Annotated in this window: 16 protein-coding genes and 1 other RNA gene; 2 read left to right on the plus strand and 15 right to left on the minus strand. The window is 31.3% G+C overall.

Annotation, left to right across the window (positions count from 1 at the left end):
- Positions 1-231: 231 nt before the first annotated feature.
- The 4 genes from NR218_RS00640 to NR218_RS00655 all read right to left on the minus strand — a co-directional run bounded on the left by NR218_RS00640 (position 232) and on the right by NR218_RS00655 (position 5,670).
- On the minus strand, positions 232-2,655 hold the full coding sequence (locus NR218_RS00640) for an ATP-dependent RecD-like DNA helicase (RefSeq protein ID WP_049413811.1): 2,424 nt from the start codon (positions 2,653-2,655) through the stop codon (positions 232-234).
- Between the two features lies 1 nt (position 2,656).
- Complete coding sequence (locus tag NR218_RS00645) at positions 2,657-3,328, minus strand: tetratricopeptide repeat protein (protein ID WP_017176176.1); 672 nt, start codon at positions 3,326-3,328, stop codon at positions 2,657-2,659.
- 86 nt (positions 3,329-3,414) lie between these two features.
- The gene (mnmA, locus tag NR218_RS00650) at positions 3,415-4,527 is read right to left on the minus strand and encodes a tRNA 2-thiouridine(34) synthase MnmA (RefSeq protein WP_265883189.1); all 1,113 of its coding nucleotides are present in this window, start codon (positions 4,525-4,527) and stop codon (positions 3,415-3,417) included.
- A gap of 3 nt (positions 4,528-4,530) precedes the next feature.
- On the minus strand, positions 4,531-5,670 hold the full coding sequence (locus tag NR218_RS00655) for a cysteine desulfurase family protein (protein ID WP_017176174.1): 1,140 nt from the start codon (positions 5,668-5,670) through the stop codon (positions 4,531-4,533).
- Between the two features lie 199 nt (positions 5,671-5,869).
- Between NR218_RS00655 and NR218_RS00660 the strand changes: the two genes are divergently transcribed.
- A complete protein-coding gene (locus tag NR218_RS00660; protein WP_019835424.1) occupies positions 5,870-6,874 on the plus strand; it encodes an LLM class flavin-dependent oxidoreductase in 1,005 nt (334 codons plus the stop codon).
- A gap of 98 nt (positions 6,875-6,972) precedes the next feature.
- On the opposite strand, the gene NR218_RS00665 is transcribed toward NR218_RS00660, so the two are convergent.
- Together NR218_RS00665 and cymR are read right to left on the minus strand one after the other, a co-directional pair.
- The gene (locus NR218_RS00665) at positions 6,973-7,116 is read right to left on the minus strand and encodes an SAS049 family protein (protein WP_017176172.1); all 144 of its coding nucleotides are present in this window, start codon (positions 7,114-7,116) and stop codon (positions 6,973-6,975) included.
- 109 nt (positions 7,117-7,225) lie between these two features.
- Positions 7,226-7,648, minus strand: coding sequence for a cysteine metabolism transcriptional regulator CymR (cymR, locus tag NR218_RS00670; RefSeq protein WP_002448977.1), 423 nt, complete (start codon positions 7,646-7,648; stop codon positions 7,226-7,228).
- An 83-nt stretch (positions 7,649-7,731) separates the two neighbouring features.
- Here cymR and NR218_RS00675 point away from each other — a divergent pair, with 83 nt between their 5' ends.
- Positions 7,732-9,000 carry a replication-associated recombination protein A gene (locus NR218_RS00675; RefSeq protein WP_017176171.1) on the plus strand — a complete coding sequence of 423 codons (1,269 nt, stop codon included), beginning with the start codon at positions 7,732-7,734 and terminating at the stop codon, positions 8,998-9,000.
- Positions 9,001-9,055: 55 nt separating this feature from the next.
- Here NR218_RS00675 and NR218_RS00680 read toward each other — a convergent pair whose 3' ends face one another.
- From NR218_RS00680 to recJ, 9 genes are all read right to left on the minus strand, one after another.
- A complete protein-coding gene (locus tag NR218_RS00680; RefSeq protein WP_002455249.1) occupies positions 9,056-9,832 on the minus strand; it encodes a ThiF family adenylyltransferase in 777 nt (258 codons plus the stop codon).
- An 88-nt stretch (positions 9,833-9,920) separates the two neighbouring features.
- Positions 9,921-10,111, minus strand: a non-coding RNA gene (ssrS, locus tag NR218_RS00685) — 6S RNA.
- 212 nt (positions 10,112-10,323) lie between these two features.
- Complete coding sequence (aspS, locus tag NR218_RS00690; protein ID WP_017176170.1) at positions 10,324-12,090, minus strand: aspartate--tRNA ligase; 1,767 nt, start codon at positions 12,088-12,090, stop codon at positions 10,324-10,326.
- Positions 12,090-13,367 carry a histidine--tRNA ligase gene (hisS, locus tag NR218_RS00695; protein WP_017176169.1) on the minus strand — a complete coding sequence of 426 codons (1,278 nt, stop codon included), beginning with the start codon at positions 13,365-13,367 and terminating at the stop codon, positions 12,090-12,092. Before hisS ends, aspS begins: the two co-directional genes overlap by 1 nt.
- A 351-nt stretch (positions 13,368-13,718) precedes the next feature.
- Positions 13,719-14,594, minus strand: coding sequence for an N-acetylmuramoyl-L-alanine amidase (locus NR218_RS00700; protein WP_017176168.1), 876 nt, complete (start codon positions 14,592-14,594; stop codon positions 13,719-13,721).
- On the minus strand, positions 14,591-15,043 hold the full coding sequence (dtd, locus tag NR218_RS00705; RefSeq protein WP_049414958.1) for a D-aminoacyl-tRNA deacylase: 453 nt from the start codon (positions 15,041-15,043) through the stop codon (positions 14,591-14,593). The genes NR218_RS00700 and dtd overlap by 4 nt, the downstream gene beginning before the upstream one ends.
- Before the next feature lie 15 nt (positions 15,044-15,058).
- Positions 15,059-17,248, minus strand: a complete 2,190-nt coding sequence (locus NR218_RS00710) for a RelA/SpoT family protein (RefSeq protein WP_017176166.1) — start codon at positions 17,246-17,248, stop codon at positions 15,059-15,061.
- Positions 17,249-17,581: 333 nt separating this feature from the next.
- Positions 17,582-18,100 (minus strand): adenine phosphoribosyltransferase, encoded by a 519-nt coding sequence (locus NR218_RS00715; protein WP_019835427.1) that lies wholly within the window; start codon positions 18,098-18,100, stop codon positions 17,582-17,584.
- Between the two features lie 21 nt (positions 18,101-18,121).
- Entirely contained in the window at positions 18,122-20,395 is a 2,274-nt protein-coding gene (gene recJ, locus NR218_RS00720; protein WP_265883190.1) for a single-stranded-DNA-specific exonuclease RecJ, read from the minus strand.
- Positions 20,396-20,464: the final 69 nt, after the last annotated feature.

The raw sequence follows: 20,464 nt of genomic DNA on the forward strand, positions 1-20,464 counted from the left end.
ATCCAACAAAGGGACGAACGTTTTCGCGGTACCACCCTAGTTACAAGAAATAAATATTTTTCAAATATATTTAATTTCTCATCACTTAATTATCATATTAACGTTAACACAAAGTAGCGTTCAACAGATTAACTTGTACTTTTCACCAACCAGTACATCTCTACTTAAGTTAAAAAGTTTACTCATCTTTATGCGAATTCAAATTTATTTTAAGTATTTTTATTTAAATTGTCAATGTTCAACAAAGTCGTAAGGTGAAACATTTCCCATATTAATCATTGGATTAATTTGATAAATTGTTTCTTCACTTAAAGTAATGTGTTCATCTGCATTATTATCCTCTGTATCATCTATATTTATCGGTTCATCATTCTCTTCTACGTCTATATTAACATGACTCATACCAAAATAATTTATAATTAGTGTTTTTAATTGTGTATGTCTTTCTTGACCTTGAGTATTTAAGGCAATGTCAAATGCTTTTGGATCTCCTAATAGTACTAAAGATTGTTTTGCACGTGTCAGACCTGTATATAAAATAGGTCTTTGCAACATTCTAAAATATTGTTTGACAATAGGCATAATAACAATTGGGAATTCTGATCCTTGTGATTTATGGATTGAGGTACAATAAGCATGTGTGAGTTCTAATAAATCTTGTCTAGTAAATGTAATTTCATTTCCTTCAAAATCGACAATCAGTACATCTTTATTAAGTGCATTTTCTTTAGCCCAAAATATACCTACTATGACGCCAATATCACCATTAAAAATATTGTCATTTGGTCGATTAACTAGTTGTAAAACTTTGTCTCCTTTTCTAAACTTTATATCGCCAAACTCTATTTCTCTTGTATCTTTTTCTTTAGGATTTAAAATATTTTGTAATACTTGATTAAGTCTTTTTATCCCTGCACTTCCTTTGTACATAGGTGCTAAAACTTGAATATCACTCATATCATATCCTTTATTTACAGCGCTAGATACTACTTTCTCCACTACGGTTGGAATTTGTTCTACATTGCAATGAATAAAACTTCTATCGTGATAACGTTTTGTAATATCTATTGACTCATGATGTTTCATGCGATGAGCTAAGTCAATAATACTAGAACCATCTTGTTGGCGATAAACTTCAGTTAAATTAACTCTTGGAAATGCTTTAGACTCAATTAAATCCTTAAATACTTGGCCAGGACCGACAGACGGCAATTGATCTTCATCGCCTACTAGAATAATTTGTGCATCTAGTGGAACGGCACTTAAAAATTGATGGAACAACCAAGAATCAACCATTGACATTTCATCAATTATAATGAGCTTAGCTTTAATTTCATTTTCAAGAATATCTTCTGGTTGAGTATCTTGATTCCATCCTATTAATCGATGAATCGTCATTGCTTCTAATCCAGTTGATTCTTGTAAACGTTTTGATGCCCTTCCAGTTGGGGCGGCTAATACGATTGGATAATCATCTTCTTGATAATCGGAATACTTAAGAGATAGACCATGAATTTCAGCATACAATTCTACAATCCCTTTAATAACAGTTGTTTTACCTGTTCCTGGACCTCCAGTTAGTAACATTATTTTCGAATTCATCGCCGTTTCAAGTGCTTCTTGTTGTGATTTAGCATAATTAACATTATTTTGATCTTCTATTTCACCAATATGTATCTGTAAATCTGATTGCTCTATTATTTTAAAGTGATTTTTGTATGTGTTGATACGATACAAATTTTGAACACTTTTAAGTTCTGAATAGTATAAACTTGGAATCGCAACATGACTATTCTCTAAAATAATTTTCTTTTCTTCAAAAAGTGTTTGTAGCACATGTTTTAATTGTTCTTGTTCAATTGTTTCATCTAAATGCTTATCTGAAAGCATATCTTCTGTAATTTCTAATACAGCATTTTCATCTAAATAAGTATGTCCCTGTTTTATACATTCTTCTTCAAGAGTATATAATAACCCAGCTTTTAAACGTTCTGAATCGTTATAAGCAATACCATTATTTCTAGCTAATGTATCAGCTTTTTGAAAACCAATACCTTTTACATCATAAACTAATTGGTATGGATTGTTTTCTAGAATTTTTAAAGTCTCTGATTGATAAAATTGATAAATCGCCATGGATAATTTTGGACCAAAACCTAAGTCATGTAAGCGAATCATTATTTTTTCTGACTCTTGATTTGCACTAATTTGTTCTGCAATCTGTTTTTGTTTCGATTTTGCTAAACTAGGAACGTTTTCGAGAACAGAAGGATCAGTTAAAATATCATTTATTGCATTTTCTCCTAATGTATTTACAATATTCTGAGCAGTCTTTTTACCAATACCTTTAAATAAATCACTAGATAAATAACTTATTATGGCATCTTTAGTTTGAGGCAGTTCTTTTTCAAATGTTTCAGCTTTAAGTTGTTTACCATAACGAGGATGTTGAACAATTTGTCCTTTAAACGTATAGACATCTCCTTCAACAATATTAGGAAAAAACCCTACAACTGTAGGCAGATTATCAAATAATTCATTAGTTTCAATGGAATCTACTTTTAAAACAGTATAAAAGTTATCTTTATTTTGAAATAGAATGGTATCAACTGTTCCTTTAACCATTGAGTAATCAAATAGTGTAGGGTTTGACATATTATTCCTCCTCATTTTTTAGAGATTTAAATGTTTGTTTAGCATGCTGACTTAATAAATGTTTAGGATCAATTTGAATTGCTTTATCAAAATACTGAATTGCTTCATCAGCATCCTCAGTTTCCATATACGTTGCCAGACCTAAATTATATAATGCATCTACGTGATTAGGATTAATAGATAAAACATAGTTTAATTGCTTAATGGCTTCTTGAAACATTTCTAAATGACATAAGGTTAAACCATATTGAAATTGAACTTCTGTGTCCAAAGTTTGATCTAATTCAGCAGCAGTCATAAAAAACGGTAATGCTTCTCTTTGCGCATCTAGTTGGCTAAAAGACATACCAATCATATAATTAGTATCAATGGGATTCATATTATACTTTAAAGCTCGTTGATAAAGTTTTATTGCTTCTTGAAAACGAGATTGTTCATAATATAGATTAGCTAAATTATAGTAAACAGCACCATTTTTGTCATCTAATGTTATTGCTTTTTGGAAGAATCTTTCTGCTTTCTCAATCTCACCAACATCAGCTAAAATAATACCAGCATTAATATAATTTTCAATAATGTTAGGATTCTCTTCAATGTTATTAAATAATGCTTTAATGGCTTCTTCATAATTACCATTATTCATCCACTGATATATTGTTTCTTGTTCAATCATTTCCATGTCTCCATTTCTAACATAAATTTGCAATTAAAAAGAAACCGCTAATTCTCATTTACAATGAGTTAACGGTTTACTAAAAATTAAACAACATAGCTAAGTTGACCTGTTGTTTTATATACATCGTCTATAGTAGCGCCACCTAAACAAACTTCTCCATTATAGAATACCACTGCTTGGCCTGGTGTAATAGCTCGAACAGGTTCGTCGAAAGTAACTCGAATAGATTGTTCATCTTCTTTTTGAACAAATACTTTAGTGTCTTTTTGACGATATCTAAATTTAGCAGTACATTCAAATCCATTTTCTAAATCAACTGGATTAACAAATGATGCGTCGGAAGCAATTAAATAATCACTATATAATGCATCATGATGGAAGCCTTGCTCGACATATAAAATATTATCTTCAAGATTTTTACCAACAACAAACCATGGATCTCCATCTCCACCAATACCTAGTCCATGACGTTGGCCAATAGTATAATACATTAAACCACTGTGTATGCCCATTTTTTTACCATTGAGTGTTCTCATTTCACCAGATTGTGCCGGTAAATATTGAGAAAGGAATGATTTAAAATTACGTTCCCCAATAAAGCAAATACCTGTAGAATCTTTTTTCTTAGCTGTTGCTAAGTCTTGTTCTTCAGCGATTTTACGAACTTCTTTTTTTTCTATGTCTCCAATTGGAAACATGACTTTAGATAATTGTTCTTGAGATAATTGATTTAAAAAGTATGTTTGATCCTTATTATCATCTACCCCACGTAACATTTCTACGCGACCATCTTCATGTCGATGGATTCGTGCATAATGACCAGTAGCCACATAATTGGCTCCTAATTTTAATACATGTTCTAAAAATGCTTTAAATTTAATTTCTTTATTACACATGACGTCTGGGTTAGGGGTACGACCTTTTTTATATTCATCTAAGAAATATGTGAATACTTTATCCCAATATTCTTTTTCAAAATTCACAGCATAATATGGTATACCAATTTGATTACATACAGCTATGACATCATTATAATCTTCTGTAGCTGTACATACACCATTTTCATCTGTGTCGTCCCAGTTTTTCATGAAGATACCAATGACATCATATCCTTGTTCCTTTAAAAGATATGCTGTGACTGAACTATCTACACCTCCAGACATACCAACTACAACACGTATATCTTTATTTGACAAGTTCTATTCCTCCTTAAATTTATGATATATTTTATGAATTTCAGCAACAATATATTTTATATCTTGTTCGGTTGTGAGTTCATTAAAACTAAATCTAACTGAATGTTTTGCACGATCTTCATCTTCATACATAGCAGCAAGTACATGTGACGGAGTTGTTGAACCAGCTGTACATGCAGAACCAGACGAAACATAAATATTTGCTAAATCCAATAAAGTTAACATTGTTTCTACATCTATAAATGGAAAATATAAATTAAGTATATGGCCAGTCGTTTCTACCATTGAACCATTGACTTCAAATGGAATTGCACGTTCTTGCAAACTTACTAAAAATAGTTCTTTTAATTGCATTAAATGAATATTATTTTGATCTCGATTTTTAGTAGCTATTTCTAGAGCTTTTGTCATTCCAACTATTTGTGGAACACTTTCCGTTCCAGCACGGCGTTTAGTTTCTTGTTCCCCGCCTAATTGAGAATACTCGATTGGTGTATTGTTTTTTACTAATAAAATACCTACACCTTTAGGTCCACCAAATTTATGAGCAGTAATACTCATGGTATCAATATTAAACTCACTAAATTTAATATCTAAATGGCTAATTGCTTGGACTGCATCCACATGTAATAGAGCATTTGAATTAGAAACAATGTTTTCGATATCGTAAATAGGTTCTACTGTGCCCACTTCATTATTGACAAACATAATAGATACTAAGATAGTATCATCTGTTAAGGCTTCTTCCAATTGATCCAAATCAACTTTACCTGTATCATCTACATCTAAATATGTGACTTCATATCCTTCTTTTTCTAGTTGCTCGAATACGTGTAATACAGAATGATGTTCAATTTTTGTAGTAATAATATGATTACCTAAATGCTCATTAGCATAGACTAAACCTTTAATAGCAGTATTATTTGATTCTGTAGCACCACTAGTAAAAATGACTTCGCTTGGTTTAGCACCTAGTAATTGAGCTACATTTCTTCTAGATTCATCTAAATAACGTCTAGCATCTCTACCTACTGTGTGAATAGAAGATGGATTGCCGTAGTGCGATTGATATATATCCATCATTGCTTCTATAACTTCTGGTTTGACTGGTGTAGTTGCAGCATAATCTGCATATACTTCCATTATTAAGTACACTCCTCACAATATTATCAATGTTCCTATAATAGCACCTCATTCTAAAATTTTCTACCTTCTTGTTTATGAATTAATATATTAACTATTTTTCTTTCAATAATTATTTTAAGTATGAGCAATTTAATAACTGTAATCGTTTTAAGTTGTTAAACTATTAGATAATAAAGATAAAAAGGAGAAATAGTCTATGTCTGATATAAAATTTTCTGCATTAAATTTAGTTCCTATACGAGAAGGTCAAACTGATAAAGATGCAATTAATGATATGGTGACTTTAGCTCAGAAATTAGATGAATTAGATTATGAGCGTTATTGGATTGCAGAACATCATAATGCACCTAATTTAGTAAGCTCAGCTACATCATTGTTAATACAACATACGCTTGAACATACTCATAATATTAAAGTTGGTTCAGGTGGCATCATGCTTCCAAACCATGCACCTTTAGTTGTTGCTGAGCAATTTGGTACCTTAGAAACCATTTATCCCAATCGTGTAGATTTAGGATTAGGTAGAGCACCTGGTACTGATATGATGACAGCAAGTGCATTGAGACGAGATCAACATAATGGTGTGTATGCTTTCCCTGAAGAAGTAGAACAATTACAAACTTATTTTGGTCCAGGAAATAAACAAGCTTATGTAAGGGCTTATCCTGCAGTAGATAAAAATGTACCGTTGTATATACTCGGATCATCAACTGACTCTGCACATTTAGCAGCTAGAAAAGGTCTACCCTATGTTTTTGCAGGTCATTTTGCACCACAGCAAATGAAAGAAGCAATTGAAATTTATCACGACTTATTTGAACCATCTGAAGCATTAGATAAACCATATATGATTGTATGTTTAAATGCTATAGTGACAGAAACTGATAAAGAAGCAGAATATTTAGCTAGTTCTTTAGCACAAGTATTCATTAGTATTGCTCGAGGAAGAATGCAACCAGTTCAACCACCAACTGATGATTTAAAAGGTCTTTTAACACCTAGAGAGTATGAAATGGCAAAACAAAGATTTGATGATTCTCTTATTGGTTCTGAAGAAACAGTGAAAGCTAAATTAGAAGCATTTTTAGAGGAATATGGTGATATTGATGAAATAATGGTCGTAAGCTATATTTATGACCAAGATAGACAATTTGAATCATATGAGCGTTTTAAACGAGTCATTCAAAAATTAAATAAATAATATTGATTAAAACCTGTTGAATATAAATAAATTGTCAACAGGTTTTAAATTTTTCATAAAAAAAGAGTGATGATCAAAATCACCACTCACAATTTTAATTATTTATTGTCTTTTTTGTCGTCTTTACTGTCATTATTTCCGCCAGTATATTCATTAATTTTATCTTTTACTTTATTTACTTGTTCGTTATCGCTATTTTTAAATTTCTCTGCTGCATCTTTTGCTTTATCCATGAATCCCATGTTGAAATTCTCCTTTCGAATTTAAGCATTTAATTTTTAATAAATAATTTTTACTTATATTAATCCAATACCACAGCAAAAAAGTTTTAAACATAATAAATTTAAATTTTTAAATGTAAAACATATAACCATCTAAATCGTTATCTGATTCTACAAAATCAGCTAAATATTTTAATGTTGTATTATCTAAAACTTCTCTAACAGCATCTCTCATTCGCAACCATAATTCTTTTTGTGCTGGTGGTTCAGAATCTATACTTTCTACAATAGTAATAGGTCCTTCTAATAAGCGAATAATATCGCCAGCTGAAATTTCTTCAGATGGGACTCTTAATTGATATCCACCCTTAGCGCCACGAATACTTCGAATTAATCCAGCATTTCTTAAAGGACCCACGAGTTGTTCTAAATATAAATCACTTAAATGATTTTCTTCAGCAATTGTTTTTAATGATACACACCCTTGCCCCTCTCTTTTTGCTAGGGAAATCATTAAAGTTAACCCATATCTCCCTTTCGTTGATATTTTCATAGTTTTACCTCACTTAATTCGAATAATATAGTCCCATTCTATCATTTTTTCAGTTAATATAGTAATAGAAAGGTGTGAAAAAATTGAATACAGAACCTTTAGCTTCAAGAATGAGGCCTACAAATATAAATGAAATTATTTCACAACAACATCTAGTTGGTCCAAGAGGCATTATAAGACGTATGGTAGAAACTAAAAAATTATCTTCTATGATTTTTTATGGACCTCCTGGAATTGGAAAAACTAGTATTGCTAAAGCCATTGCTGGCAGTACTGAATATAAATTTAGACAATTAAATGCAGTAACGAATACAAAAAAAGATATGCAAATGATAGTTGAAGAAGCTAAAATGTCAGGACAAGTCATTTTATTATTAGATGAGATTCACCGCTTAGATAAAGCAAAACAGGATTTTTTATTACCACATTTAGAAAATGGTAAAATCATTTTAATTGGTGCTACAACTTCTAACCCTTATCATGCAATTAATCCAGCGATTCGCTCACGTGTACAAATTTTTGAATTATATCCACTTGATGAAAAGGATGTATATCAAGCATTAACTAGAGCATTAAATGATGATCAAAATGGTTTAAAATCGTATCAACCAAAAATTGATGAAGATGCACTAAAATATTTCTCTACTCAAAGTCATGGTGATGTAAGAAGCGCTTTAAATGCTTTGGAATTAGCAGTATTAAGTGCTAAAGTTTCCAATAATCAACGTCATGTTACTTTAGAAGATGCTAAAGATTGTTTACAAAAAGGTGCTTTTATCAGTGATAAAGATGGTGACATGCATTATGATGTCATGAGTGCATTTCAAAAGTCTATTCGTGGAAGTGACGTTAATGCTGCTTTACATTATTTGGCGAGACTAATCGAAGCAGGTGATCTTCCAACAATCGTACGACGTTTACTCGTCATTAGTTATGAAGATATTGGCTTAGCTTCTCCAAGTGCTGGTCAAAGAACACTAGCAGCTATTCAATCAGCTGAACGACTCGGATTGCCTGAAGCACGAATTCCTCTAAGTCAAGCAGTAATTGAATTATCACTATCTCCTAAGTCTAATTCAGCTATAAAAGCAATTGATAGTGCATTAAGTGATATCAGAAAAGGCAAAGTTGGTCAAATACCTAATCACCTACGTGATGGTCACTATCAAGGAGCAAAAGACTTAGGCCGATCTATCGGTTATAAATATCCTCATGATTATGAGAATGGTTATATTAAACAGCAATATTTACCTGACGCTTTAAAAAATAAAATATATTATGAACCAAAAACAACTTCTAAAAGTGAACAACAATTTAAAATAGTGTATGATAATTTAAATCATAAAAACTAATAAAACCTATGGAAAAGATGATAATACTTCATTCATCTCTTCCATAGGTTTTTTGTTAGTTATTACCTTTATCTTTAATTCTACGTACAGGAATATCTTTTAAAATATCATTTACGACATAACTTGCACAAATTAAACCTACTGTGCTTGGTACAAATGCATTCGATGATGGAGGCATTTGACCTTTTCGATTTATTGCATTTGCATCTCCAACAGTTTTCTTAACATCTTCACGAATAACTATTGGACTCTCATCTGAAAAAACAACAGGAACACCTTTTTTTATTCCAAGTTTTTTCAACTTGTTACGAATAATTTTTGCCATTGGATCCATATATGTTTTTGAAATATCAGCAATTTTGAAACGTGTTGGATCTATTTTATTCGCAGCGCCCATACTTGAAATCAACTTGATTCCTCTATCTAAACATTCTTTCATTAAATGAACTTTGTATATAATCGTGTCACTTGCATCGATAAAATAATCAATATTGTAATTATTAAAAATATCTTCATATGTCTCTTCAGTATAAAACATGTGAAGAGGTGTAACTTTACAATTTGGATTGATGAGTTTAATTCGTTCTTCCATTAATGTTACTTTACTTTGACCTATGGTAGTAGTTAATGCATGAATTTGACGGTTTACATTAGTGATATCTACGTCATCTTTATCAATAAGAATAATGTGACCAATGTTAGTTCTTGCTAAAGCTTCAGCAGCAAATGAACCAACTCCACCTACCCCTAAGACCGCTACTGTCTTGTCTTTTAGTAAATCTAGTCCTTCTTGTCCATAGGCTAATTCATTTCTAGAAAATTGATGTTTCATAATTAACTCCTTTACTTAGCAAATATTAATACTATATTAACAGAAAAAAGCAAAAAAAAATACGTAAGGCCTAAAGCCTTACGTACCGATAGAGTCCGTAGTTGCCGTAGTTATAAAAAGCTTGATCATTCGGCCTGCTATATACAGGTGGGTGCCCTGTTTCTTGTTTTGCAAGTCCTCCAAATGAGGCGTGTGCGCTGCAAGAAAACCTATTGGACTCCCTGATCAAAAAGTGTTAGGCCCAAATAAAAAGCAAACATACGAACAACACAGATGACTATCTTATAGACATATTTTATCATAAAGAGCTTATTAAATAAATCCTTAAATATTGTATGAGGATGTTTATTTTTAAAATATTTTTAAATATATAAGTTTACATAATATAATTATTGTTATTTAAAATTTAAGTTAGTGTATATAAAAATTGGAACAGAAACTCAATTCCCGTCCCAATTTAGCACTAAATTATTCTATTTTAAAAATGAAGATTAATGACGAATTCTTAATGATAATTCTTCTAATTGTTTATCTGATACTTCACTTGGTGCATCCGTTAATAAGCAAGTTGCAGAAGCAGTTTTAGGGAAAGCGATAGTATCACGTAAATTAGTTCTATTTGTGAGTAACATAACTAGTCTATCTAGACCTAAAGCGATGCCTCCATGTGGTGGTGCGCCGTATTTAAAGGCATCTAATAAGAAACCAAATTGCTCTCTAGCTTGTTCTTTAGTAAATCCTAAAACTTCAAACATTTTTTCTTGTAATTCTCCATCAGATATTCTGATTGATCCACCGCCTAATTCGTATCCATTTAATACAACGTCATAAGCATTTGCTTGAACTTTTTCAGGTTCAGAATCTAGTTTAGCAATATCTTCTTCTTTAGGTGATGTAAACGGATGATGCGCAGCAACATAACGTTTAGCATCTTCATCATATTCTAATAAAGGCCAATCTGTTACCCATAAGAAGTTTAATTTTGATTCATCAATTAATTTTAATTCTTTTGCAATTTTAATTCGAAGTGCACCTAAACTTTGTGCAACAACATTTGGCTTATCTGCAACAAACATTACTAAATCTCCAGGTTTAGCACCTGTTAATTCTTTTAATGTGTTAACATTCTCTTCTTCAAAGAATCTTGCTATCGGACCACTTAAGCCTTCATCTACAACTTTCACCCAAGCTAGACCCTTAGCACCATAGATATTTACAAATTCTGTTAATCCATCCATATCTTTACGTGTATAGTTATCTGCAGCACCTTCAGCAACGATTGCTTTAACTTCTCCGCCGTGTTCTACAGTATCTTTAAACACTTTGAAATCCATTTCTTTTCCTAATTGGGACACATCTTGCAATTCCATACCAAAACGTGTATCTGGTTTATCAGAACCATATCGTTTCATTGCTTCATCATATGTCATACGAGGGAATGGTGTTTGAATATCAATACCTTTTACATCTTTTACAACTTTAGAAAGCATTTCCTCGCCCATTTGAATAATATCTTCTTGATCAACAAAACTCATTTCGATATCTACTTGTGTGAATTCAGGTTGACGATCAGCACGTAAATCCTCATCACGGAAACATTTTACAATTTGATAGTATTTATCAAAACCACTAATCATCAATAATTGTTTAAATAACTGTGGTGATTGTGGTAAAGCGTAAAATTCGCCTTCATGTACACGAGATGGCACTAAATAGTCCCTCGCACCTTCTGGTGTAGATTTTGTTAATACGGGTGTTTCAATATCAAAGAAACCATTATTATCAAGGTATTGACGAATTGATCGAGTCGTTTGATGTCTCATTTTAAATGTTTGAGCTAATTCTGGTCGTCTTAAATCTAAATAGCGATATTTAAGACGAATATTTTCATCAACACTTTGATTTTCTTCATTAATTGAAAATGGAGGCGTCGCTGATTTATTAATTATACGAATATTAGATACTTGAACTTCTACTTGACCCGTTTTAATTTTTGGATTAACTGTTTCTGGGTCTCTTTTAGTTACTGAACCTTCAACTTCGACTACATATTCTGATCTTACAGTTTCAGCAATAGATAGAGCTTCTTTTGAAAAATCTGGATTAAATACAATTTGTACAATTCCCTCTCTATCACGTAAATCAACAAAAATAAGGCCACCTAAATCGCGTCGGTTATGAACCCAACCTTTTAGTGTTACTTTCTGACCTAATAATTCTTCAGTTACTAAACCACAATATGTTGTTCTTTTACCCATTATTTATTCTCCTTTTCTTTATTAAAGAAACTAACTACTTCATCTAATTGAATTGTTTTTGTTTCACCAGTAGACATTTCTTTAACATCAATTTTATTATTGTCTAGCTCTTGGTCACCTATTACAATCGTATATTTAGCATTTAAACGATCAGCTTGTTTCATTTGTCCCTTAATTTTTCGATTTAAGTAATCTTTATCAGCTTTCACGCCATGTTTTCTTAAATCATTTAAAAGTTTCACGCTATATTCTTCTGCTTTTTCACCCATCGTTACGACAAATAAATCGAAATCTTCATCCACATTCAATTCTATGTCTTCTTCTTCAAGTGCAAGAAGTAATCGTTCAATACTAAGGGCAAAACCTATTCCTGTTTGCTTAGGACCATCTAATAACTCAAGAAGTCCATTATAACGACCTCCACCACATAGTGTAGTAATAGCACCGTCATAATTTGGATTATCCATCATGAGTTCAAATGCCGTATGAGTATAATAATCAAGTCCACGCACTAAATTAGGATCTTCAACATAATTGATACCTAGTTGATCTAAATGATGTTTAACTGCTTCATAATATGCCTTTGATTCATCATTTAAGTAATCTGTAATTCTTGGAGCATGTTTCACTGCTTCTTTGTCTCTATCAACCTTACAATCTAAGATTCTCATTGGATTTGTATGCAAACGTGATTGACAATCATTACAGAATGTATCAATGACAGGTTCAAAATGCTTAATTAATGCTTCGTTATATTCTTTACGAGATGCTTGATCTCCTATACTATTAATCACTAACTTTAAATGTTTTAAACCAAATGATTCATATATATGCATTACCATTGCTAATACTTCTGCATCAATACTTGGATTTTCTGCTCCTATTGCTTCTACACCAAATTGATTAAATTGTCGATAACGTCCTTTTTGTTTTCGTTCGTATCTAAACATTGGTCCGTTATAGTAGAGCTTAATAGGTTGATTAGGTTCACCTTGCATTTTATTTTCAATATATGATCGCACGACTGCTGCAGTTCCTTCAGGTCTTAATGTAATACTTCTATCGCCTTTGTCTTTAAACGTATACATCTCTTTTTGAACGACATCAGTAGAATCTCCTACACCTCTTGCAAATAAGTCAGTACTTTCAAATATTGGTGTACGTATCTCTTTATAATTGTATAATTTCATTAATTCATCTAATTTATTTTCAATATATCGCCATTTTGCAGACTCTTGAGGTAAAATATCTTGCGTTCCTCTAGGAATCTTAATCATACAATCACTCCTTCTAAATTGTTGTTAACTATTAAATTTCTTTAATAAAAAAGTCCCTTATATAGCTTCATGCTATATAAGGGACGATATGCCGTGTTGCCACCCTAATTGAGAATAAAAATATTCTCCACTCATCACGTGTAACGTACGCAAACCGGCTTTATTTTATCAAAGCACCTTTTCTTGTGTTCAAAGATACCAATGTACTAGTGTAATCTTTCAGCCTAGGATTACTTCTCTTCACAATCAATATGATTGTTCACTATTTCATTAGTCTTTTCAAGAATACAAACGGTATTATTTATAAAGTTCACTGATTATGATACCGATTTTAGGAAAAGTTTGCAAGTATTATGAAGCAAAATATTGTTTTAATCCATCTACAACCGCTTCTTCTACAACCTGTCTATGTAATTGATTTCTAATCATTTTTTCATCGGTAGGATTACTTATATAGCCCAATTCAAGTAACACAGCTGGTTTATTCGTTTGTCTTAAAACTTGATAATTTTGTTGACGCACACCACGATTAGAAAGTAATGACTTTTTTTGAATATTCGCATTTAATACTTCTGCTAATGTTTCTTGACTATTTTGATACCAATATACAGTAGCGCCATTAGCATTATGACTATCTAATGAATCATTATGAATACTTATAAATACATCACCTGTCGCTTTTCTATTATCTAAGCTTACATAACTATCATCTGTTCTCGTCAATTTAACATGCGCTCCTGCTTTTTCTAATGCACGTTTTAATTCAAGTGCTGTTTTCAAAGTATAGTTTTTTTCGAGAGATTTAAGAGCCGTGGAACTTGAGGCTCCCTGATCACTCCCTCCATGACCAGGATCAAGCACCACAGTTTTATTCTTAAAAGGATTTTCCTGTTTACTGACATCAGCTTTAATATTCAAACTCGTATGCCAACCAGCAACCCATCCTTTTTCATCTCCTTTAGCATTTTGGACTTCAATCCATTTTCCTGACGTCTTTAATTTTTTAAAACTATCTCCTTTTTCAACTTTATATATCACCGGATATCCTGCATTAGGTCCTGTTCTTATTTCAGCATCTTCTGTTATTGTTAGTCTATTACTATCTTGATCATTATGATTCATAAACAAAAATAATAATATTATAAAAAGAATAAATAATAACACTACTACTAACGTCAACATATTTTTTAGATCATGTTTGGTTAACCATGTATCTAATTTATTCATATTACTTTGCCATCCTGACTTTCATATATAATCGTTACGGGACCATCATTAATAATTTCTACTTCCATATCTGTCCCAAATTCACCAGTTTGAACATCAATATCATACTTTTGAAGTTCAGAGTTAAACTTATCGTATAATATTTTGGCATCTTCAGGTCGCATGGATTGTGAGAAACCTGGTCTATTACCTTTTTTAACTTCTGCATAAAGTGTAAATTGAGAAATAGATAAAATCGCACCATTAATTTGTTGAATATTTAAATTTAATTTTCCGTTATCATCTTCAAACAAACGTGCATTAACAATTTTCTTCGCTAATACTTCTATATCAGATTCCGTCGAATTTTTCCCAACACCTACTAATAAACAATAACCTTTTTCAATTTGGTTATGAATAAATTTATTAGTGACAGATGCTCGTTTTACTCTTTGTACAACTATTTTCATATCTTAGCACCTCTTTTAATTCCATACTCTAGAAACTGTATAAATATCACTCAATTGTTTAAGTTTTTCAACTACACGAAATACATCATTTACATTTTTAACCATAACACTAATTGTAATGATTGCATTTTTGTCAATATCAGATCGTGCATTCATTTTAATAATACTTCCTACGGTTGAATTTACGGCTTGAATCACTTCATTGAGTAACCCATTTCGATCATATGCATTGACTTCTAAATCTACTTGATAACGTTGTGTTGAATCTTTTGATTTAACCCATTCGACATTAATTAATCTCTCGTTTTCATTTTTAATATTTGGGCAATCTGATCTATGAACTTTAATACCATGTCCTTTAGTGATATATCCAACAATATCATCACCAGGAATTGGATTACAACATTTAGATAATTTGATTAAAACATTCTCTAATCCTTCGACATAAACCCCACTATCAGTAATGATATCTTCTTTAATTGGTGACGTTTTAATGACTTCTTGTGCTTCATTTAATGCTTTTTGTTTATCTTGTATACGCTGTCTTTCCGTTAATTTATTCACTACTTGTAAAGCAGTAACACCACCAAAACCTACTGCAGCATATAAATCGTCATCATTGGCAAAATGATATTTTTCGTTAACGACTTCAATATTTTTTTCTGTTAGAATCTCATCAACTCGATAACCTTGTTCTTTAATTTCCGCTTCTACCATAAATTTACCTTTTTCTATATTAGAAGAACGATCTTGCTTTTTAAAGAAACTTTTTATCTTACTTTTTGCTCCAGATGATTTAACAATTTTCAACCAATCTCTACTTGGACCATATGAATGTTTACTTGTGCGAATTTCAATAATATCGCCTGTCTTAAGCATATAATCAATAGGCACAATTTTACCATTGACTTTTGCGCCAATCATTTTATTACCCACTTCGCTATGGATGGCATAAGCAAAATCAATAGGGACTGCGCCATAAGGTAATTCAATCACATCACTTGCAGGCGTAAACGCATATACTTTATCACTTTGTAAATCATATTTAAGTGATTCCATAAATTCTTGTGCATCTGAAGATGTATGGTCAGTTTCTGCAAGTTCTTTTAACCAGTTAAGTTTATTTTGGAAATCTTGTGTTTTAGAATTTATTGTTTTCCCTTCTTTATATGCCCAATGCGCTGCCACCCCATGCTCAGCAATTTCGTGCATTTCAAATGTTCGAATTTGAATCTCTAAAGGATCACCATTAGGTCCAACAACAGTAGTGTGTAATGATTGATACATATTTTGCTTTGGCATAGCGATATAATCTTTAAAACGACCTGGCATCGGTTTCCATAATGTATGAACCAAGCCTAAAATAGCATAACAATCATTAATTGAATTCACAATCACTCGTATAGCTAATAAATCAAATATTTGATCAAATTGTTTTTTTTGTTTTACCATCTTACGATAAATACTGTAAATATGTTTAGGGCGACCGCTTATTTCACCTTGGATATTCATTTTATTCATTTCAGTTTGAATTTTATCCATAGCATTTTGAATATATGCTTCACGTTCACTACGTTTTTTCTTCATTAAATTAACAATTCTAAAATACTGTACACTATCAATATAACGTAACGCAATATCTTCCAATTCCCATTTAATGGTATTAATACCTAGACGATGCGCTAAAGGTGCATAGATTTCTAATGTTTCTTTTGAAATACGAATTTGTTTTTCTCTAGCCATTGCTTTTAACGTTCTCATATTATGTAAGCGGTCAGCTAATTTAACTAATATGACACGAACATCCTTAGCTATCGCAATAAATAACTTTCTATGATTTTCAGCTTGTTGTTCCTCTTTAGAACGGTATTTAACTTTTTTTAACTTAGTTACACCATCTACAATTCGTGCAATTTCTTCATTAAACATATTCTTTACGTCTTCAAATGTATATGGTGTATCCTCTATCACATCATGTAAAAAGCCAGCTACAATTGTTGGTCCATCTAAGCGCATTTCTGTTAATATACCTGCTACTTGAATTGGATGCATGATATAAGGTAGCCCATTTTTTCGAAACTGTCCTTGATGTGCTTCATAAGCAATATGATAACTTTTTAAAACATATTGATAATCATCTGCTGATAAATAGGATTTAGCTTTATTTAGTACTTCATCAGCACTATATGGATACTCGTTATTCAATATATGACACCCCGACTTTTTAATATTTCAAATACTCTACCGATAACCGAATCATTGAAAATCAAGAAATTTCTTTTCATTACTTAATTAATCCGAGTACCACTCCTATTAATTAAAGATGCGTGAGTATTAATGTAATTTTAACAAAAGTATTAAAATCTCTAAAAGATTAACTTTGGTTTAAATAATAGTTATATAATACTACAAGTTTTTAAATAAATAAATGTGATTAGATTAATGATGATGCAACGATAATAAAAAAAGCGAGATAGTATTCAATCTGAATTCCTACACTCGCTTTAATATATATTAATCTAGTTACTAAATTAATGACTATTCATCGTATGAAATTAAACTCATGACATCATAGTCTTTAATTTTTTCCATACCATTTAAATATTTTAACTCAATAATAAAAGCTATTCCAACAACAATACCACCTAATTCTTCTACTAATTTAATAGCCGCTTCGATTGTTCCACCTGTCGCTAATAAATCATCAGTGATTAAAACACGTTGTCCTGGTTTAATTGCATCTTTATGCATTGTTAAAACATTTGTCCCATATTCTAAGTCGTATTCATAGCGAATAACTTCACGTGGTAATTTTCCTTCTTTTCTTACAGGTGCAAATCCAATTCCCATTGAGTACGCAACTGGACAGCCAATAATAAATCCTCTTGCTTCAGGGCCTACCACAATATCAACGTTACGATCTTTTGCATACTTTACAATTTGATCAGTTGCATAACCGTATGCTTCACCATTGTCCATAATAGTTGTAATATCTTTGAAACTAACACCTGGTTTAGGCCAGTCTTGTACTTCAGATACGTATTGCTTTAAATCCATTTAAAAATTTCCTCCTATGCGTTACGCTTTTTGAGCTTTAATCCAATTCTTAAGATGTGAAAAGTCATCATAAAGCATTAATTTTTCAACTTCAATTCTTGACTGTCTCGATTTATATACTTGACTCGACTCAATAGATTGTTTACTTGGATTATCATTTATTTTAATTATACCATTTTCTTCGTAAATAAAACTTAGGTCAAGAAATACTTTTAAAATAAACTTTAAAGTATTTGGCTTAATATTTAAGTATTGACATAATTGTAACCCTTCTTTTTCTAAGTTCATTTCTTTCTTAGTAAATAGCGCCTTATAACTTTGTTTAAATAGATGATCACTCGGTAACCCCTCGAAATAAATTGAATGTTGATGGTGTAATACTAAATAGAGTTGTGAGTATTCTAAATGTTTTAGAGATTGTGTAACACTATCTAAATCAGTTGGTAAATCACGAAACACAATCGTATTATATGATGAATCAATTATTTCACCATAGTGGAAATAATTCTCACCTAGCTTCTCTTTTTTAGAATGAATGACAAAAGCAACATTATTAGATGACGTATCAATATTAAGTTGTTTACGTTTACTTCTATAATCTAATATTTGCTCATTTTGAGTCGCTAAATCTTGTATAATCATTTGAGGTGTCTGATTGTTATTCCACTCATTTATTTGTAAATGTCCTATGATATTGACAGGTTGGCCTAATTCTATTTGTGTCATTAAATCACCATTTTTCCAAAATAAATGTTGTAATTTAGCTTGACCAGTTACTAATTTTAAATGATTTTTATCTTTTCCAATCGCTTTAACGTCATTAACTTCTGTATCATCCAATTCAAATAAAGGTTTTTCAAAATCAGTACCAAACGGTTTCAGTATTTTAATATCATGAATATTTGATACAGTAATTTCATCTTCTGAAAGTTTAGTCGTAATATGTTTTGTTGGTTCTAAAGAAGTATGTTTAGAAAGCTGAACCATCCATTCATTTAATCCTTTTGATAATGCATCAATATTATCAATCTCCATCGTCATTCCAGCTGCCATATGATGACCACCAAATTTAGATATCAAGTCTTGATGTGCACTTAAAATTTCGAACATAGACACTTGTTCAATACTTCTAGCTGAACCTTTTGCATGACGTTGTTCTAAATCTATATTTAAAATAAGAGTGGGTAAAGCATAAGTTTCTACAATTTTTGAAGCCACAATACCTAATACTCCCTCATGCCATCCTTCTTTAGCTAAAAGTAAAAATTTGTCGCCATTTTCAACTTTTTCATTAGCCATCAATAGTGCTTCTTCTGTTATTTGAGCTACAATATCTTTACGTTCAATGTTAAAAGCTTCTACTTGTTCAGCTAAAAAATTCGCCTCTTCAGAATCTTCTGCCATCAGCAATTCCGCTGCTAATGACGCATCTTCTAATCTACCTACCGCATTTAAACGAGGTCCAATAATGAAACCAATTGTTTCTTCATCTATTTCATCATTAAATCCTGCTTGATTTAATAATGATTGAATTTGAAATGGACAAGATTGATTTAAATATTTAAGACCTTCTTGAACAATCGTTCTGTTTTCATCAGTCAGTGACACTAAATCTGCAATCGTCCCAATAGTTGCAAGCGCTATGAAATATTCTGGAGGATGATCTATTAAACATTGCGATAATTTATATGCGACACCAGCTCCACATAAATATTTAAATGGATATTCAAATTCTGGATGCATAGGATGAATAATGGCATATGCTTTTGGTAATGTACGGCCTATTTCATGATGGTCTGTAACAATTACATCGACTCCCAATGCTTGTACCATTTCAATTTCTTCATGACCTTGTATTCCATTATCAACTGTAATAATAAGAGATACGCCTTCATTGTAAGCATTTTGAAAGGCATATTTATTTGGACCATAACCTTCACTAAATCGATTAGGAATATACCAACCGACTTCAGCGCCCAATTTTTGCAGTGTTTGAACTAATATCGTTGTAGATGTTACTCCATCAGCATCATAGTCTCCATATACTAATATTCTTTCATGTTTATCAATCGCTAAATTAATTCGATCAACAGCTTTTCGCATATCACTCATTAGCCATGAATCATGCTTTTTATTTGTACCATTAATTAATGTATTTATCTCATCATACTGTGTAATCGATTTACTTTCTAAAATCTTTCTTACAATAGGAGATAAATTAAATTCCTTAATAATCTCAGACGATATATCTTGTTTAGGTGCTTCATAAAGCCATTTATATTTAGATTGAATCATAAAGTTATCCTTCCTTTTTCCACAAGCAATTATACCTAAAAAAAGAATAAATAAAAAGAGGAAGAAACA

Source organism: Staphylococcus sp. SUC_1.2 (assembly GCF_026222585.1).

Excerpts from the sequence above, each read along its gene's own strand:
- recJ (WP_265883190.1), bottom strand. The coding sequence starts at position 20,395 with ATGATTCAATCTAAATATAAATGGCTTTATGAAGCACCTAAACAAGAT.
- NR218_RS00655 (WP_017176174.1), bottom strand. The coding sequence starts at position 5,670 with ATGGAAGTATATGCAGATTATGCTGCAACTACACCAGTCAAACCAGAA.
- aspS (WP_017176170.1), bottom strand. The coding sequence starts at position 12,090 with ATGGGTAAAAGAACAACATATTGTGGTTTAGTAACTGAAGAATTATTA.
- hisS (WP_017176169.1), bottom strand. The coding sequence starts at position 13,367 with ATGATTAAGATTCCTAGAGGAACGCAAGATATTTTACCTCAAGAGTCT.
- dtd (WP_049414958.1), bottom strand. The coding sequence starts at position 15,043 with ATGAAAATAGTTGTACAAAGAGTAAAACGAGCATCTGTCACTAATAAA.
- NR218_RS00660 (WP_019835424.1), top strand. The coding sequence starts at position 5,870 with ATGTCTGATATAAAATTTTCTGCATTAAATTTAGTTCCTATACGAGAA.
- cymR (WP_002448977.1), bottom strand. The coding sequence starts at position 7,648 with ATGAAAATATCAACGAAAGGGAGATATGGGTTAACTTTAATGATTTCC.
- NR218_RS00715 (WP_019835427.1), bottom strand. The coding sequence starts at position 18,100 with ATGGATTTAAAGCAATACGTATCTGAAGTACAAGACTGGCCTAAACCA.
- NR218_RS00645 (WP_017176176.1), bottom strand. The coding sequence starts at position 3,328 with ATGATTGAACAAGAAACAATATATCAGTGGATGAATAATGGTAATTAT.
- NR218_RS00680 (WP_002455249.1), bottom strand. The coding sequence starts at position 9,832 with ATGAAACATCAATTTTCTAGAAATGAATTAGCCTATGGACAAGAAGGA.
- NR218_RS00700 (WP_017176168.1), bottom strand. The coding sequence starts at position 14,594 with ATGAATAAATTAGATACATGGTTAACCAAACATGATCTAAAAAATATG.
- NR218_RS00665 (WP_017176172.1), bottom strand. The coding sequence starts at position 7,116 with ATGGGATTCATGGATAAAGCAAAAGATGCAGCAGAGAAATTTAAAAAT.
- NR218_RS00640 (WP_049413811.1), bottom strand. The coding sequence starts at position 2,655 with ATGTCAAACCCTACACTATTTGATTACTCAATGGTTAAAGGAACAGTT.